General features: G+C 62.5%; 16 protein-coding genes and 1 tRNA gene. 12 read left to right on the top strand and 5 right to left on the bottom strand.

Features of this window, described 5'->3' with window-relative positions:
* Window positions 1–32: 32 nt before the first annotated feature.
* The 10 genes from D1012_RS07470 to pgi all read left to right on the top strand — a co-directional run bounded on the left by D1012_RS07470 (window position 33) and on the right by pgi (window position 9,069).
* On the top strand, window positions 33–1,037 hold the full coding sequence (locus tag D1012_RS07470) for an SPOR domain-containing protein (protein WP_118150738.1): 1,005 nt from the start codon (window positions 33–35) through the stop codon (window positions 1,035–1,037).
* The gene (gene nagZ / locus D1012_RS07465) at window positions 1,034–2,038 is read left to right on the top strand and encodes a beta-N-acetylhexosaminidase (protein ID WP_118150737.1); all 1,005 of its coding nucleotides are present in this window, start codon (window positions 1,034–1,036) and stop codon (window positions 2,036–2,038) included. Before D1012_RS07470 ends, nagZ begins: the two co-directional genes overlap by 4 nt.
* Window positions 2,031–2,825, top strand: a complete 795-nt coding sequence (locus tag D1012_RS07460) for a segregation and condensation protein A (protein ID WP_233517042.1) — start codon at window positions 2,031–2,033, stop codon at window positions 2,823–2,825. The genes nagZ and D1012_RS07460 overlap by 8 nt, the downstream gene beginning before the upstream one ends.
* Complete coding sequence (scpB, locus tag D1012_RS07455; RefSeq protein ID WP_118150736.1) at window positions 2,822–3,463, top strand: SMC-Scp complex subunit ScpB; 642 nt, start codon at window positions 2,822–2,824, stop codon at window positions 3,461–3,463. Before D1012_RS07460 ends, scpB begins: the two co-directional genes overlap by 4 nt.
* Window position 3,464: 1 nt before the next feature.
* Window positions 3,465–3,677, top strand: coding sequence for a hypothetical protein (locus D1012_RS07450; RefSeq protein ID WP_118150735.1), 213 nt, complete (start codon window positions 3,465–3,467; stop codon window positions 3,675–3,677).
* Between the two features lie 192 nt (window positions 3,678–3,869).
* A complete protein-coding gene (locus D1012_RS07445; RefSeq protein WP_118150734.1) occupies window positions 3,870–4,454 on the top strand; it encodes an HNH endonuclease in 585 nt (194 codons plus the stop codon).
* Window positions 4,455–4,535: 81 nt separating this feature from the next.
* Window positions 4,536–5,234 carry an MgtC/SapB family protein gene (locus D1012_RS07440; protein WP_118151145.1) on the top strand — a complete coding sequence of 233 codons (699 nt, stop codon included), beginning with the start codon at window positions 4,536–4,538 and terminating at the stop codon, window positions 5,232–5,234.
* Window positions 5,235–5,343: 109 nt separating this feature from the next.
* Window positions 5,344–6,795, top strand: coding sequence for a glucose-6-phosphate dehydrogenase (gene zwf / locus D1012_RS07435; protein WP_118150733.1), 1,452 nt, complete (start codon window positions 5,344–5,346; stop codon window positions 6,793–6,795).
* On the top strand, window positions 6,795–7,466 hold the full coding sequence (pgl, locus tag D1012_RS07430) for a 6-phosphogluconolactonase (RefSeq protein WP_118150732.1): 672 nt from the start codon (window positions 6,795–6,797) through the stop codon (window positions 7,464–7,466). The genes zwf and pgl overlap by 1 nt, the downstream gene beginning before the upstream one ends.
* A 1-nt stretch (window position 7,467) precedes the next feature.
* Window positions 7,468–9,069 (top strand): glucose-6-phosphate isomerase, encoded by a 1,602-nt coding sequence (gene pgi / locus D1012_RS07425; protein WP_118150731.1) that lies wholly within the window; start codon window positions 7,468–7,470, stop codon window positions 9,067–9,069.
* A gap of 46 nt (window positions 9,070–9,115) precedes the next feature.
* Here the strand turns inward: pgi and D1012_RS07420 are convergent, their stop codons facing one another.
* From D1012_RS07420 to D1012_RS22375, 4 genes are all read right to left on the bottom strand, one after another.
* The gene (locus tag D1012_RS07420) at window positions 9,116–9,469 is read right to left on the bottom strand and encodes a RidA family protein (RefSeq protein WP_118150730.1); all 354 of its coding nucleotides are present in this window, start codon (window positions 9,467–9,469) and stop codon (window positions 9,116–9,118) included.
* A 64-nt stretch (window positions 9,470–9,533) separates the two neighbouring features.
* The gene (locus D1012_RS07415) at window positions 9,534–9,836 is read right to left on the bottom strand and encodes a hypothetical protein (RefSeq protein ID WP_118150729.1); all 303 of its coding nucleotides are present in this window, start codon (window positions 9,834–9,836) and stop codon (window positions 9,534–9,536) included.
* Between the two features lie 218 nt (window positions 9,837–10,054).
* Window positions 10,055–11,080: an AbrB family transcriptional regulator gene (locus D1012_RS07410; RefSeq protein ID WP_118150728.1), complete on the bottom strand. Its 1,026-nt coding sequence runs from the start codon at window positions 11,078–11,080 to the stop codon at window positions 10,055–10,057.
* Window positions 11,077–11,283, bottom strand: coding sequence for a hypothetical protein (locus D1012_RS22375; protein ID WP_147335636.1), 207 nt, complete (start codon window positions 11,281–11,283; stop codon window positions 11,077–11,079). The genes D1012_RS07410 and D1012_RS22375 overlap by 4 nt, the downstream gene beginning before the upstream one ends.
* 469 nt (window positions 11,284–11,752) lie before the next feature.
* Here D1012_RS22375 and D1012_RS07405 point away from each other — a divergent pair.
* Together D1012_RS07405 and D1012_RS07400 are read left to right on the top strand one after the other, a co-directional pair.
* Window positions 11,753–11,840, top strand: a tRNA-Ser gene (locus tag D1012_RS07405).
* A gap of 370 nt (window positions 11,841–12,210) precedes the next feature.
* Window positions 12,211–13,338, top strand: coding sequence for a site-specific integrase (locus tag D1012_RS07400; protein ID WP_233517041.1), 1,128 nt, complete (start codon window positions 12,211–12,213; stop codon window positions 13,336–13,338).
* On the opposite strand, the gene D1012_RS07395 is transcribed toward D1012_RS07400, so the two are convergent.
* Complete coding sequence (locus tag D1012_RS07395) at window positions 13,320–13,508, bottom strand: hypothetical protein (RefSeq protein WP_118150726.1); 189 nt, start codon at window positions 13,506–13,508, stop codon at window positions 13,320–13,322. The genes D1012_RS07400 and D1012_RS07395 overlap by 19 nt on opposite strands.
* Window positions 13,509–14,143 lie beyond the last annotated feature (635 nt).

Raw genomic sequence — 14,143 nt, 5'->3', positions numbered from 1 at the left:
GGCGGGGCAAACCCGTCTGATCGAGGCAGAGCATGGCGGATATCGACTATGATGATTACGGGGCACCCCCCCGTATGACAGGCGGACAGGCGCAACGTCTGGTCCATCTGACTGGCGCTGCGTGTTCGATTGCGCTGATTGTCGGGGTTGGGCTTTGGGGGTACCGGCTGGCGGTGCGCGATGTGACCGGGGTGCCGGTGATCCGCGCGGCCGAAGGGCCGATGCGGGTGGCCCCGTCGAACCCCGGCGGCGATATTGCCGATCATCAGGGCATGGCGGTGAACGTGGTGGCCGCTGCCGGTGGGGCGGCGCCGTTGCCCGAAGAGATCATCCTCGCCCCCGCGCCGGTTGAGCTGAGCGCCGAAGATGCGCCAGGGCTGTCTCCGCTTGATCCGATGTCTGATGCGGTCGCCTCTGCGCCGTCTGCGGGTGAGCCGCCGATGACCGAAGCCGCTGCCGCATCGGCTCTGGCCGTTGCGACGCTTGAAACGCCTGACCCGCTGACATCAGTGCCGGACGCTGGGGCCAATGCCCCGACAGTGACCGAAGATGCGGTTGCCATGGCGCTAGCCGAGGCACTTGGCGATGCCATGCCGCTTGCCCCGTTGGCGGACCTGCCGGAAGAGGCTGCCCTGCCAGAGGCCGATGCTGCTGTGGCGGAAGGGCCGGCCGGGAGCCTGCGTCCCAAAGCGCGGCCGCAGACCGGGTTGCAAAGCGCACCGACGGCAGAGCCGGTCAGTGTGGCAGTATCGGTCGGGCCAGAGATTGACTCCACGACCCTGACCGCTGGAACACGGCTGGTGCAGCTGGGCGCGTTTGACAGCCCTGAGATTGCGCGCGCTGAATGGATCAGACTGCGCGAGCGTTTTGGCGATCTGATGACCGGAAAATCGCTGGTGGTGCAATCGGCGCAATCGGGCGGGCGCACGTTTTACCGGCTGCGCGCGCATGGCTTTGACGGCGAGGATGACGCGCGCCGGTTCTGTGCAGCGCTTCTGGCCGAGAATGCCGCCTGTATCCCGGTTGCGCATAGATGACCGGCAGGCTTGCCGCGATTTTCGGCTGCGCGGGGCCGGAGCTGACAGCGGATGAGGTCGCGTTCTTTCGGGATGCCGACCCGTTCGGCTTTATCCTGTTCGCCCGCAATGTCGAAGACCCGCTGCAGCTGCGCCGCCTGACGGCGGATCTGCGCGCGGCGGTCGGGCGCGATGCGCCGGTGCTGATTGATCAGGAAGGCGGGCGGGTGCAGCGGCTGCGCGCGCCCCATTGGCGCGAGTGGACCCCGCCGCTGGATACAGTGGCGCAGGCGCGTGATCCGGCGCGGGCAATGTGGGTGCGTTCGCGGATCATCGCGCATGAATTGCGCGGGGTCGGGGTCGATGCCAATTGCGCGCCTTGTGCCGATATTGCCGGCACGGATACGCATCAGTTTCTGAAGAACCGCTGCTATGGCACGGATCCGGCAGTGGTTTCTGCGATCTCGACGGCGGTGGCCGATGGCCATCTGGCCGGGGGCGTGTTGCCGGTGATCAAGCATTTGCCCGGTCATGGCAGGGCCACGGCAGATACCCATCACGACCTGCCCACCGTCACCGCCACGCGCGCAGAGCTGGCTGCCACCGATTTCGCGCCGTTCAAGGCGCTGAACCATCTGCCAATGGCGATGACAGCGCATATCATCTACGCCGCCTATGACGACAAGCCCGCGACCCAAAGTGCTGCGATGATCCGGGTGATCCGCGACGAAATCGGGTTTCAGGGGCTGCTGATGACCGACGATCTGAACATGCAGGCGCTGCGTGGCACGCTGGGCGAGCGCACGGCGGCGTCGATGGCGGCGGGCTGTGATATTGCGCTGCATTGCAAGGGCGATCTGGCGGAAATGCTGGCGGTGGCCGCAGCCTGTGGCGAGCAGACACCTGCGATCCGGCAGCGGGCAGAACGTGCACTCTCCGCCCGCCATGCACCCGACCCCGTTGACATCGGAGCCCTGGAGGCCGAATTTCGGGGATTGATGTCGGGGGAGGCGTATGTCTGACACCATTGCCGACGACTGGGGCGACGACCGGCTGGCGCCTGCGGACCGGATGGCCGCCGAGGCGCTGATCGTTGATGTCGACGGGTTCGAGGGGCCGCTCGACCTGCTGTTGACCCTGAGCCGGACGCAAAAGGTGGACCTGCGCAAGATTTCGGTGCTGCAACTGGCCGAGCAATACCTGGGCTTTGTACAAAAGGCGCAGTCGCTGCGGATCGAGCTGGCGGCGGATTATCTGGTGATGGCGGCATGGCTGGCGTTTCTGAAATCGCGTCTGCTGCTGCCCCCCGAACCGGGCGAAGACGGGCCAAGCGCCGAAGATCTGGCAGCGCATCTGGCCTATCAGCTGGAGCGCTTGCAGGCGATGCGCGAGGCGGCGGCGCGGCTGATGGGGCGGGACCAGCTGGGGCGCGATTTCTTTGCGCGCGGGGTGCCGGAGACAGTTCGCCACCACCGCGCCGTGACCTATGAGGCGAGCTTGCTCGACCTGATGCGCGCCTATGCCCGGATTCGCACCAAGGATGAATTCCGCCCCTTTGTCATGGATCGTGACCATGTGTTCACAATGGAGCAGGCGCTGGAGCGGATGCGCGGGCTGATCGGCTATGTCGGCGACTGGTCCGACCTCACCACCTTTCTGCCCGAAGGCTGGGATGCCACGCCGATGCGCCGCCGCTCGTCCACCGCCGCACATTTTGCCGCGATTCTGGAAATGGCCAAGCGCGGTCAGGTCGAGGTGCGGCAGGGTGAGATGTTTGCCCCGATCCAGATCCGGCGCGGCAAAGCATGACTGACCCGATTGAAAAAAGCCTGTTCGAGGCGCCGCCGATGGGCGAGCAGGAGCGCATGGTCGAGGCGATCCTGTTTGGCAGTGCCGAGCCGGTAACGGTGGCCGAACTGTCGGCCCGGATGCCGCATGGCTGTGACCCGGCCGAAGCGCTGGTCTATCTGCGCAAGCGCTATGAGGGGCGCGGGGTGCATCTGGTGCGGGTCGGCGACGCCTGGGCGATGCGCACAGCGGGCGACCTGGGGCACCTGATGCGCAAGGAAACGGTGGAAAACCGCAAACTGTCGCGCGCGGCCATCGAAACCTTGGCCATTGTGGCGTATCATCAGCCGGTGACACGCGCCGAGATCGAGGAAATTCGCGGCGTGGCCGTGTCGCGCGGCACGGTGGACCAGCTGATGGAACTGGACTGGATTCGCCTTGGCCGCAGACGGATGACACCGGGCCGCCCGGTGACCTTTGTGGTGACCGAGCATTTTCTGGACCACTTCGGTCTGGAATCGGCGCGCGATCTGCCGGGGATCAAGGAACTGCGGGCGGCGGGCCTGCTGGACAACCGGCCGCTGCCGGGGTCGATGCAAAAGCCTGACGATGATGAGGACGAGGCCACTTCCGGCCAGAGCGAACTGTTCGAGGATTAAGATGAACGTCAACCAGATCATCAACATGGTGATGCGGATTTTCATGCGCAAAGGTGTGAACTGGGGCATCAACAAGGGCACGCAGATGATGTCAAAGCGTGGCAAACCGGCGGCACCGACCACGACGGTTGATGCCCGGCAATCGGCTCAGGCGCGTGATGCGGCCAAACGTGCGCGGAAAGCCGCCGCTGTGACCCGGCGGATCGGGCGCTAGACTTTACTGGGCCGGGCTTCACCGGACTGTCACTTTGTTGTGCGATCTCTGTCCCGTCGGGACATGGGGCAGCTCTACTTGGGCTAGGGGGCTTGCCAGCCGCGTTCCGCCAGATATAGTTCGGCCTATCGGGGCAGGGTTCCCTGCGCCGAGGCCTGTATGGCAACCGAGATGGGTGGGGTCACTCGACGGATGGACGGCGATTTCAGAACTCAGTTTGTGCGCGACCCGGCGTCGCTGAAACATTATCCGGCACTGGTGCTGAACGCGGATTACCGCCCGCTCAGCTACTACCCGCTCAGCCTCTGGCCCTGGCAAGAGGCGATCAAGGCCGCGTTCCTTGACCGGGTGCAGATCGTGGCCGAATACGATCATGTGGTCCGAAGCCAGAGGGCCGAATTCAAGATACCCTCGGTCGTGGTCCTGAAAGATTTCGTAAAACCCCAAAAGCGCGTGGCCTTCACGCGCTTTAATCTTTTTCTGAGGGACGAGTTCTGCTGCCAGTATTGCGGGGCCAAGGGAGATCTGACCTTTGACCATGTGATCCCACGCGCGCGCGGCGGAGTGACCAGCTGGGAAAACGTGGTGGCCGCCTGTAGCCCGTGCAACCTGCGCAAAGGCTCCAAAACGCTGCGCCAGTCCGGGTTGCACCTGAACCGTACTCCACGCGCCCCCAACGCCGAGGAAATGCAGGCTCATGGCCGCCGCTTTCCGCCGAATTACCTGCACGACAGCTGGATGGATTACCTGTACTGGGATGCCGAGCTGGATGCCTGATTTGTCATAAATTTTTTACAAAACCTTCACATTTCAATCTGGCTTGGCTAGGGTTCGATGTCTGCCCGTCAGGAGAGTGCGATGGTTCCCCCAATTGAAATGGCCGCGCTGAACATGTTCGTGGCCTTGAGCTGTGGCGCGCTGGTCGGATCAGAACGACAGGTCCGGCAGCGGATGGCCGGTCTGCGCACCAATGCGCTGGTGGCCTTGGGGGCGGCGAGTTTTGTGATCTTTTCCGCGCTGTATCCGGCAGAAATCAGCCCGACGCGGGTTGCGGCACAGATTGTGTCGGGCATCGGATTTCTGGGCGCGGGGATCATTTTCCGCGATGGGTTCAACATTCACGGGCTGAACACGGCGGCGACGCTGTGGTGTTCGGCGGGGGTGGGGATGATGGCGGGGTCGGGCCAGTGGCCCTATGCGCTGGTGCTGACCGGGATGGTGGTTTTCGTGAACCTTGGGCTGCGGCCCTTGGTCAAATGGATCAAGCGGCGGACCAAGGCGGGGATGCCGCTGGGCAAAACCTACCGGGTTCTGCTCACCTGCCGCTCCGATCAGGAGGGCGCGTTGCGCAGTCTGATGCTGCGGACGCTGGCGATTGGCGGGCTGCATCTGTCTGACATTTCCGCTCAGGCGGCAGAGGATGGCGTGGGAATTGACCTTGCCGTCACCGTCAGCGGTGAAGGCCTGCCGGATACGATGGTGGAACAAGCGGTTCACCGGCTGGCGGCGGAACCGGGGCTGATCCGGGTGCGGTGGGAAGCGCTGGAAGAGGTTTGATCAGCCGAAGCGCTATGATCCGCCGCAACCGGATGCTAGACTTCGCGCAGCGGCTTGGGTAAAAGGGCTGCGTTAGCGCTAACGGCGCCGCAGGAGCGAGGATTTCCACATGGTTTCGCGAGTCATCCCGGTCGACGTGTTCGACCTTGTGATTTTTGGTGGCACGGGCGATCTGGCCCGCCGCAAGATCCTGCCCGGATTGTATCGGCGCTTCGTGGCCGGACAGATGACCAGTGACAGCCGCATCATCGGCGCCGCGCGCGGTGAGCTGAGCGACGACGCGTTCCGCAAACTGGTTGCTGAGTCGATTGACGAATTCGTGCCAAAGGACCGTCGCGACGAGGCGATGATCACCGAGTTTCTGTCGCGCCTGCACTATGTCGCGATTGATGCCAAAGGTGAGGGCGGCTGGGACGCGCTGAAAAACATGATGCGCGATGGCGTGGTGCGGGCGTTTTACTTCTCGGTCGCCCCGGCCTTGTTCGGCGACATTGCCCTGCGGCTCAAAAGCCATGGCGTTGCCGATGATGCCGCCCGGATCGTGGTTGAAAAGCCGTTTGGCCGTGATCTGGCGACGGCAAAGGCCCTGAACGCCACGCTGGCGCAGCACTTCCACGAGACGCAGATCTACCGGATCGACCATTATCTGGGCAAGGAAACCGTGCAGAACCTGATGGCGGTGCGCTTTGCCAATATCCTGTTCGAGCCGTTGTGGAAGGCGGAATACGTCGACCATGTGCAGATCACGGTGGCCGAAACCGTCAGCGTAGACGGGCGTGGGGCCTATTACGACAAGTCGGGTGCGATGCGCGATATGGTGCAGAACCATATGATGCAGCTGTTGTGCCTGATCGCGATGGAGCCGCCCTATCACTTTGACCCCGACGCGGTGCGCGATGAAAAGCTGAAGGTCATCCGCGCGCTGGACCCGGTGCCGCAGCAAGATATCGTGCGCGGTCAATACCTTGCCGGGGGCGGGCAGGGCGGCTATCTGGAGCATTGCGAAAACCCTGCCAGCACCACCGAAAGCTATATCGCGCTCAAGGTGCATGTGTCGAACTGGCGCTGGAAGGGCACGCCGTTTTACCTGCGCACCGGCAAGCGGCTGCGGGCGCGGGCCAGTGAAATCGCGATCACGTTCCGTGAGCCGCCGCACTCGATCTTTGACGATGCCAAGGGCTGGCGGGAAAATGTGCTGGTGATCCGGTTGCAGCCCGATGAGGGCATGAACCTGATGGTGATGATCAAGGAACCGGGGCCGGGCGGCATGCGGCTGATGCAGGTGCCGCTGGACATGTCCTTTGCCGGGGTGCTGGGCGATGAGGCGGAGGATATTCCCGACGCCTATGAGCGGCTGATCATGGACGTGATCCGCGGCAACCAGACCCTGTTCATGCGCGGCGACGAGGTCGAGGCGGCCTGGGCCTGGACCGATCCGATCATCGAAGGCTGGAACGCCACCGGCGCAAAGCCACAAGGTTATGACGCGGGATCTTCGGGGCCAGAGGATGCGTTGATGCTGATGCATCGCGACGGACGCCGCTGGCGGGAGATACGCTGATGGATTTTGTCTCATACCCTGATGCCGAGATGATGTATCTGGCACTGGCCAAGCAGATCGCCAGCGAGTTGGGCGCGTTTCTGCGCCGCGATGGCCATGCCTCATTGTGCGTTCCGGGTGGCACCACGCCGGGGCCGGTGTTTGACACGCTGTCGGGGGTCGATCTGGACTGGCCGAATGTGGCGGTGTTTTTGAACGATGAACGCTGGGTGCCGGAAAGCAGTTCGCGCTCCAACACCCGGCTGTTGCGCGAACGCCTGCTGCGCGGGCCAGCCGCAAAGGCGCAGTTGGTGCCGCTCTATGCCCCGGCCGATCAGCCCGAAGAGATGCTGGAGGCTCTGTCGGCGGGCCTGAAGCCGCATCTGCCGATCTCGGTCCTGCTGCTCGGGATGGGGGCGGATATGCACACCGCCAGCCTGTTCCCCGGCGCGGACCTGCTGGAGCAGGCGCTTGCGCCCGATGCGCCGCTCCTGATGGCGCTGCGAGCCGAAGCGGCGGGCGAGCCGCGCATCACCCTGTCGGCCCCGGCGCTGAAATCGGCCTTTCACACTCATATCCTGATCAAGGGCCCGGAAAAGCGCGCCGCGCTGGAGCGGGCCCAAAGCCTTTCCATCACCGAAGCGCCGGTGCGCGCGGTGCTGGATGTTGCAACCGTTCATTGGACCGAATGACATGAACCAGACCTGGGACGCCCTGAAAGACCATCACGCCGCGGTTGAGGGTCGCCCGATCCTTGATCTGTTTTCCGATGGCAGCCGCGCCGCCGCGTTTACCGCCAAGGCCGATGGCATGATGCTGGACTATGCCAAGACCAATATTGATGCCCGGGGGCGGTCGCTGTTGCTGCACCTGGCCGAAACTGCCGGGGTTGCACAAAAACGCGCGGCGATGTTTGCCGGGGCAAAGATCAACGAGACCGAAGGCCGCGCCGTGCTGCACACCGCGCTGCGCAACATGGACACGCCGCTGGTCGTCGATGGCACGGATGTCACCCTCGCGCTGCGCGACACCTATGCGCGGATGCAAGGCTTTGCCGCAGATGTGCGCGACGGGCGCTTCACCGGGCAGGGCGGCAAGATCACCGATGTTGTGAACATTGGCATCGGCGGGTCAGACCTTGGCCCGGCAATGGCGGTGCTGGCGCTGGCGCCGTTTCATGACGGGCCGCGCTGCCATTTCATCTCGAACGTGGATGGCGCCCACGCGGCGGATATTCTGCGCGGGCTGAACCCGGAAACCACGCTGGTGATCGTGGCATCAAAGACCTTTACCACCATCGAGACGATGACCAATGCCGAAACTGTCCGGCTCTGGATGGCACAAAAGGTGACCGATCCGGCGGCGCAATTTGCGGCTGTGTCCACGGCGGCGGAGAAGACGGCGGCTTTTGGCATCGCAAGTGAACGGGTGTTCGGATTCGAGGATTGGGTCGGCGGGCGCTATTCGATGTGGGGCCCGATCGGGCTGTCGCTGATGCTGGCGGTGGGGCCGGAGGGGTTTGCCGAATTCCTGCGCGGCGGGGCGGCGATGGATGCGCATTTCCGCACCGCCCCCTTTGCCGAAAACCTGCCGGTGCTGCTGGCGCTGGTGGGGATCTGGCACAACCAGATCTGCGGCTACACCACCCGTGCCGTGCTGCCCTATGATCAGCGGCTCAGCCGCCTGCCAGCCTATCTGCAACAGCTGGAGATGGAATCGAACGGCAAGCGGGTGGCGATGGATGGCACCGATCTGCCCTATCATTCCGGCCCGGTGGTCTGGGGGGAACCGGGCACCAATGGCCAGCACGCGTTTTACCAGCTGATCCATCAGGGCACCCGGGTGGTGCCGTGCGAATTTCTGGTGGCCAAACGCGGGCATGAGCCTGATCTGGCGCATCAGCATCTGCTGCTGGTGGCGAATTGTCTGGCGCAATCGGAGGCACTGTTGCGCGGCCGGTCCTTGCCCGAGGCCACCGAGATCATGGCACGCAAGGGGCTGAGCGGGGCCGAGCTGGACCGTCAGGCCCGCCATCGCGTCTTCCCCGGCAACCGCCCCAGCACCACCCTCGCATATGATCAGCTGACGCCGTTTGTGCTGGGCCAGATCATCGCGCTGTATGAGCACCGGGTGTTTGTCGAGGGTGTCATTCTGGGCGTCAATTCCTATGACCAATGGGGGGTCGAGCTGGGCAAGGAGCTGGCGCTCGCCTTGCAGCCTGTGCTGGAAGGCAAGACCGGGACCGAGGCCAAAGACGGATCGACGGCGCAGCTGGCGGCGTGGTTCCGCAGCTGAAAAACTGTCCTGCCGGGCCAGAGATTGGCCCGGCAGGACCGGGCTGTTACTTCAGTGCAGCGGTGACAATCACTTCGACCAGATATGTCGGGGCCGCCAGCTTTGCCTCACCGGTCGCACGCGCCGGGGTATGGCCCTGCGGCACCCAGGCATCCCAGACCGCGTTCATCTCGGCAAAATCCGCCATGTCGGCCAGCCAGATCTGCGCCGACAGGATGCGGGTTTTGTCGGTGCCGGCTTCGGCCAGAATCCGGTCCACTTCAGCCAGACAGGTGCGGGTCTGATCGGCCACAGGCTCACCGGCGGTGCCGACCTGACCGGCCAGCCAGATGATACCATTGTAGCACACGCCTTCGCTCATGCGCGCGCCGGTGCCGATGCGTTTGATGTCGTCGTTCATAATGAAGCTCCGTTTGTGAAATCCACAGCCTGCCTAGCGGCGGGATTGCGCAAAGGAAAGGGCCTCAGTCCAGCCGGGTGCAGGTAAAACTGTCACCCGAGACGGGTGAGAACCAGTAAAGCGTGCCATCGTCGTTCAGCGCAACATGCAGTTGGTAGTCATCCTCGAACGACAGGGTAAAGCCGTTTCCATCTGCCGCGATATCGGTGATCGGCATGTCGTCAGAGCCGTTGTTGTAGCTGTCTGCGGTAAAGGTGAACTGCGCCACCTCACAATCCCAACGCCCCTCGAACGCGAGCGGTTCTGATGCAAGGGCCGCCCCCGCACTCAGGGAAAGGCCAAGGGAAACAACGGTCAGAAGGCGCATGTCGGCTCCGGTATATCAGGGGGATGCTGCGGATCGGGAAGACCGGTCCAGACCCCGACCTCTATCCGTTTTACAGGGTCAGGGCCAGCCATGGCTCGGGGCCATCGGCGGATATCCGGTCAGGTCCGGCGCTGGTGTCAGACCGGTCAACGCGCGGCGGGCACCAGACGGCCCCCTCCCCCTTGTGGGGAGGGATGGGGTGGGGGGCGTCGCCACGGCTAACGAAACAGGCGGGCCACGATGGGCGCAAGCAGGATCACGATGATGATCCGCAGCAGATGGTGGCTGACCACATAGGCCAGATCGGCCCCGGCGATGATGGCGATCACCACCATCTCCGCCTGACCACCGGGCAGAAAGGCGAGAAAGGCATCCAGCGCAGGCGCAAGGCCTGCCAGATAAATCACCTCGAAAAACGCCAGCGAGATCGCGGCCAAGATCAGGGCATAGACCACCCCTGCGCCCACGTCGATGCGCAACTCGCGCCAGGTGATGCCGGAGTATTTGACCCCAACCGCGATGCCGATAAAAAACTGCGCCGCCCAGATGATTTCGGCGGGCGGGCGGGTGGTGATGAGGCCGCTCAGCGACAGCACTGCGGTCAGGATCATCGGGCCAAGGATCGATGCACCGAACAGGCCGACCCTTTCGGCGATCTTCCAGCCCGCAAAGGCGGCAAAAATGATCAGCACGATCTGCACCGGATCGGTATCCAGTGCCGGTTTGCCGGGCGGCTGGCTCAGGTCGATGCCCCAGTACAGCGTCATGATGAGCGGCGCAGCGGTCACAATGACCAGAACGCGGGTGGCGTGAATCAGCGACAGCGCGCGCACGTCGCCCCCGGCCTCTTCGCCAAACACCAGCATATCCTGCAACCCGCCGGGCATGGCGGCATACCAGGCGGTGGGGTGGTTGAAGCCAAAGACATAGCGGAACAGCGGATAGCCGACCGCGCCGATCACCACGATGAACAAAGGCACGAACAGCAGCGACAGCGCAAAATCGGGCAGATGCCCGATGGTTTCCGGCGTGATCGATGAGCCGACCGCTACGCCCAGAAAGGTGCGCATGAAGGTGCCGAGCGTGCCCGCATCCTGCATCTTCGCGCCCAACAGGGCGGCGACAAGACAGGCGGCCATTGGCCCCAGCAGCAGCGCAAGCGGCAGGTGCAGCAGCAGGAACAGCACAGCCCCGGCAGCGGCGATGGCAAAGGTCAGCAGACGTGGCCTGGTCAAGAGGGTCACGGCGCCATCTCACCCGGCCGGGGCGCCCATAGCGCAGAGTGCAGGTCGCCGTCAGCGCCAAAGCGCCCAAAATCCGTGGAGCCACCGTCGATGGTGATAATGTCGGGGCGCAGTGCCTCATTGCGCGCCAGAGCGCCGCTTCGCGTCAAGGACTGCCGGTCACAGCCGGGGCCGTTCAGGGGCAAGGGTAGGCTGGGGGGCATCGATGCAGTCCTCAATCAGCAGCGGTCCCGCCGTCTGTGACTGTCTGCGACGGTTTCTTCAAGACCCAATGGAGCCCCAAAAGCGCAGCAAAGCTGACGACGGCGGCGATCCACAGCCCAATAGCAACGGTGAGTTGGGACAGGGACGTTCAGTCGCACGCCGACAGCAGCATGGCGCGGCGCATCTTGTCTGCAATCGCATCACCCGGTCCGGACCCGGCGATGACCTTAAGCCGCAAGACCAGTCTGAGGCCAAGGACAGGCCCCGTCAGTACCGCAGAAACCAGGTCATCGTGTCACTGTGGTCTGACCAAAGGAGTTGCCGCGGTGGCGCAGCCCGCAAATAAGGGAGAAGGGAAGCCCCCTTTCCGATGGAAAAACCTGCACTGAAACCCGATCTTTGCCCGCCGCAGAATATTTCCACGCAAGCCCCTTGCCCCCGCCCGCCTGCGTCTTTAAACGGGTCAGTGGAGTGGTGGCCGAGTGGTCGAAGGCACACCCCTGCTAAGGGTGCAGACGGCAACGTCTCGAGGGTTCGAATCCCTTCCACTCCGCCATTTGCACATCGCAAACCCGAGATAAGGTCCCTGACGGGGACTTTTTTCTTTTTGTTTTAAAGGGGTTTAGCTGAGCCATCCGACTTTCGGAGACTGGCGTTTCAGCCGAAATCGGTCTCTGAACGCCCCGCGTCTCTTTCCATCCGCCCTTCATCCAAATCGAGACGGATTCAAAAAGTGACGCACTTTCAGTATGTTGGGGAAATCGAACTACGCCGCAGTTGAAGTGGGTTCGTCTGCTATCGGTGCGAACAGAGACAACCGAAGGCGGCGTGGTTGTGCGAGGTGGAGCGCAAATTTTCATGTCACTAGCCTCCATACGGACTCTCTTTCACACGCAAAATCGAAAGAAGCGGCGACTTGGGATCAGATGATTGCTGCATGGGAAGCAAGGCTTGCCGGTGACACCACGGACGCCGAACAGCGGTTCGCTGCGGCCCGTGACCTCGCCGAAGCAAGGGGCTTTCGCTACTTGCGGGCTGATCAGGTCGCCAAGCTACCGATAGAAGAACTACGCGACAGGTTCGCTGCGGTGTCAGGGTTCAAAGATACCCCTGACAGTCCTGATACCCTTGATGCCGCTGCGCTGCTTGGCGGCGCCAAAGAGCCGCCACTGACCGTCAGCAAGGCCCTAGAGCACTACTGGACGTTGGCGAAGGATAAGACGCTCGGCAAGTCAGAGGACCAGCTACGGCGCTGGAAGAACCCGCGAAAGAAAGCTGTTGGCAATTTCATCGCGGTCGTCGGTGACAAGGCCATCAAAGACATTACCGGCGACGATATGCTGGATTTCCGCAACTGGTGGATGGAACGGCTGGAAGAGGAAGAGTTGACGCCGAACAGCGCCAACAAAGACCTGATCCACCTTGGCGACATTCTGAAAACCGTGAACCGGATGAAGCGTCTCGGTCTTGTCCTGCCTTTGACCGATCTGGCGTTCAAAGAGGCGGATGCGAAAAAGCGACCACCATTTTCAACAGCATGGATCAAAGAGAAAATACTGGGGCAGGGCGCACTGGACGGTCTGAACCCCGAAGCAAGGGCGATCCTGCTGGTCATGGTGAACACCGGCTGCCGCCTGTCAGAACTTGCTGCCTTGAGCGCGAAGACAATCCGGCTGGATCATGATGTTCCGCACATTGCGATTGAGCCGGAAGGACGGCAGATCAAGAGCAAGTATGCCAAGCGCATCGTGCCCTTGCTTGGTGTATCGCTGGAAGCCTTGAAAGCGTTCCCAGAGGGATTCCCGCGCTACCGGGAAAGCAGTGCCAGCCTATCGGGCACGGTCAACAAGTTCATGCGTGAAAACGGGTTGATGGAAAGCGACGATCACACCCTCTACTCCCTGCGCCATGCCTTTGAGGATCGGATGCTGGCGGCTGGAATTGATGACCGGATCAGGCGTGATCTCTTCGGTCACAGGTTGACGCGGGAACGCTATGGCGATGGCGGCACTCTGGAACAGAAGCAAAGCCTGCTTCAAGCCACCGCTCTTTGACGTGCAGCAATCGCACGGGCGCGGCTGATAGCATCGTCTTTGGCTTCATAGGTCGCAAGTTCATGTTCGATCCGCTCAAAGACCGGCAGATAGACCGGATCAGTGATGACCAGTGCAGCCGACATGCGGTGCATCTTTTGAAGTTCGGGCAGGGTGACGGGCGCAGGCATTGGGGGCACACTCAGGTTGTTACCCTAAGCTTTTATGCGCGCATCTGGAATTTGTGCGCTGGGATGGAAGAAAAGGGCGAAGCCTGCGCCCCGCCCTTTCCGTCCTTACATACTCAGCACCGCGCAAGCAGGGGATTAACCTGCCGTGCCATGTCGGGGTTGATGGGCATGACACCCGCGCACTGACCGACTTATCGCAGCGCATTCAAGCTGGGCAGGGTCACTGATATGCCCTCTCAGCCTGTTTCCACTTTTCTTTAAGGTATTGATCTGCTTGGGGCGGTTCTGCCTCCATTTTTGCCAAAAAGTTGTTTGATTACGAATTTTCCAGCGCTCCGACCTCGGGCGCCACCGGCCCGGAACGATCGCGGAACTGCTTCGGGACTTTCTTCGGCTCTCATCGGGAGGAATTGTCCCGAATTGGCCAGAGTTGTCAGTCTGTTCACGCTTCAGGCGAACCCCGAATCGGTCTCCACGGGCAAATAAACTGCCCGTAAATCAATAACTTACAATGGTTGGCGATGGAGCGGGTGAAGAGCGACCGGGGACGAAATCTAACCCGGCTGAGCCGCACATTTTCCTATATTTTTCAATAATTTAGGCCCGCTTGGCGTCCCGGTGAGTTTTGGCCGTGT

The sequence above is a fragment of the Pseudotabrizicola alkalilacus genome (assembly GCF_003443995.1).
Classification (GTDB): Bacteria; Pseudomonadota; Alphaproteobacteria; order Rhodobacterales; family Rhodobacteraceae; genus Pseudotabrizicola; species Pseudotabrizicola alkalilacus.
Note: the sequence above shows the minus strand (reverse complement) of the source record. Positions and strands in the feature narration are given on the sequence as shown.

Coding starts and splice junctions, on each gene's coding strand:
- D1012_RS07470 (WP_118150738.1), top strand. CDS start 33: ATGGCGGATATCGACTATGATGATTACGGGGCACCCCCCCGTATGACA.
- nagZ (WP_118150737.1), top strand. CDS start 1,034: ATGACCGGCAGGCTTGCCGCGATTTTCGGCTGCGCGGGGCCGGAGCTG.
- D1012_RS07460 (WP_233517042.1), top strand. CDS start 2,031: ATGTCTGACACCATTGCCGACGACTGGGGCGACGACCGGCTGGCGCCT.
- scpB (WP_118150736.1), top strand. CDS start 2,822: ATGACTGACCCGATTGAAAAAAGCCTGTTCGAGGCGCCGCCGATGGGC.
- D1012_RS07450 (WP_118150735.1), top strand. CDS start 3,465: ATGAACGTCAACCAGATCATCAACATGGTGATGCGGATTTTCATGCGC.
- D1012_RS07445 (WP_118150734.1), top strand. CDS start 3,870: ATGGACGGCGATTTCAGAACTCAGTTTGTGCGCGACCCGGCGTCGCTG.
- D1012_RS07440 (WP_118151145.1), top strand. CDS start 4,536: ATGGTTCCCCCAATTGAAATGGCCGCGCTGAACATGTTCGTGGCCTTG.
- zwf (WP_118150733.1), top strand. CDS start 5,344: ATGGTTTCGCGAGTCATCCCGGTCGACGTGTTCGACCTTGTGATTTTT.
- pgl (WP_118150732.1), top strand. CDS start 6,795: ATGGATTTTGTCTCATACCCTGATGCCGAGATGATGTATCTGGCACTG.
- pgi (WP_118150731.1), top strand. CDS start 7,468: ATGAACCAGACCTGGGACGCCCTGAAAGACCATCACGCCGCGGTTGAG.
- D1012_RS07420 (WP_118150730.1), bottom strand. CDS start 9,469: ATGAACGACGACATCAAACGCATCGGCACCGGCGCGCGCATGAGCGAA.
- D1012_RS07415 (WP_118150729.1), bottom strand. CDS start 9,836: ATGCGCCTTCTGACCGTTGTTTCCCTTGGCCTTTCCCTGAGTGCGGGG.
- D1012_RS22375 (WP_147335636.1), bottom strand. CDS start 11,283: ATGCCCCCCAGCCTACCCTTGCCCCTGAACGGCCCCGGCTGTGACCGG.
- D1012_RS07400 (WP_233517041.1), top strand. CDS start 12,211: ATGATTGCTGCATGGGAAGCAAGGCTTGCCGGTGACACCACGGACGCC.
- D1012_RS07395 (WP_118150726.1), bottom strand. CDS start 13,508: ATGCCTGCGCCCGTCACCCTGCCCGAACTTCAAAAGATGCACCGCATG.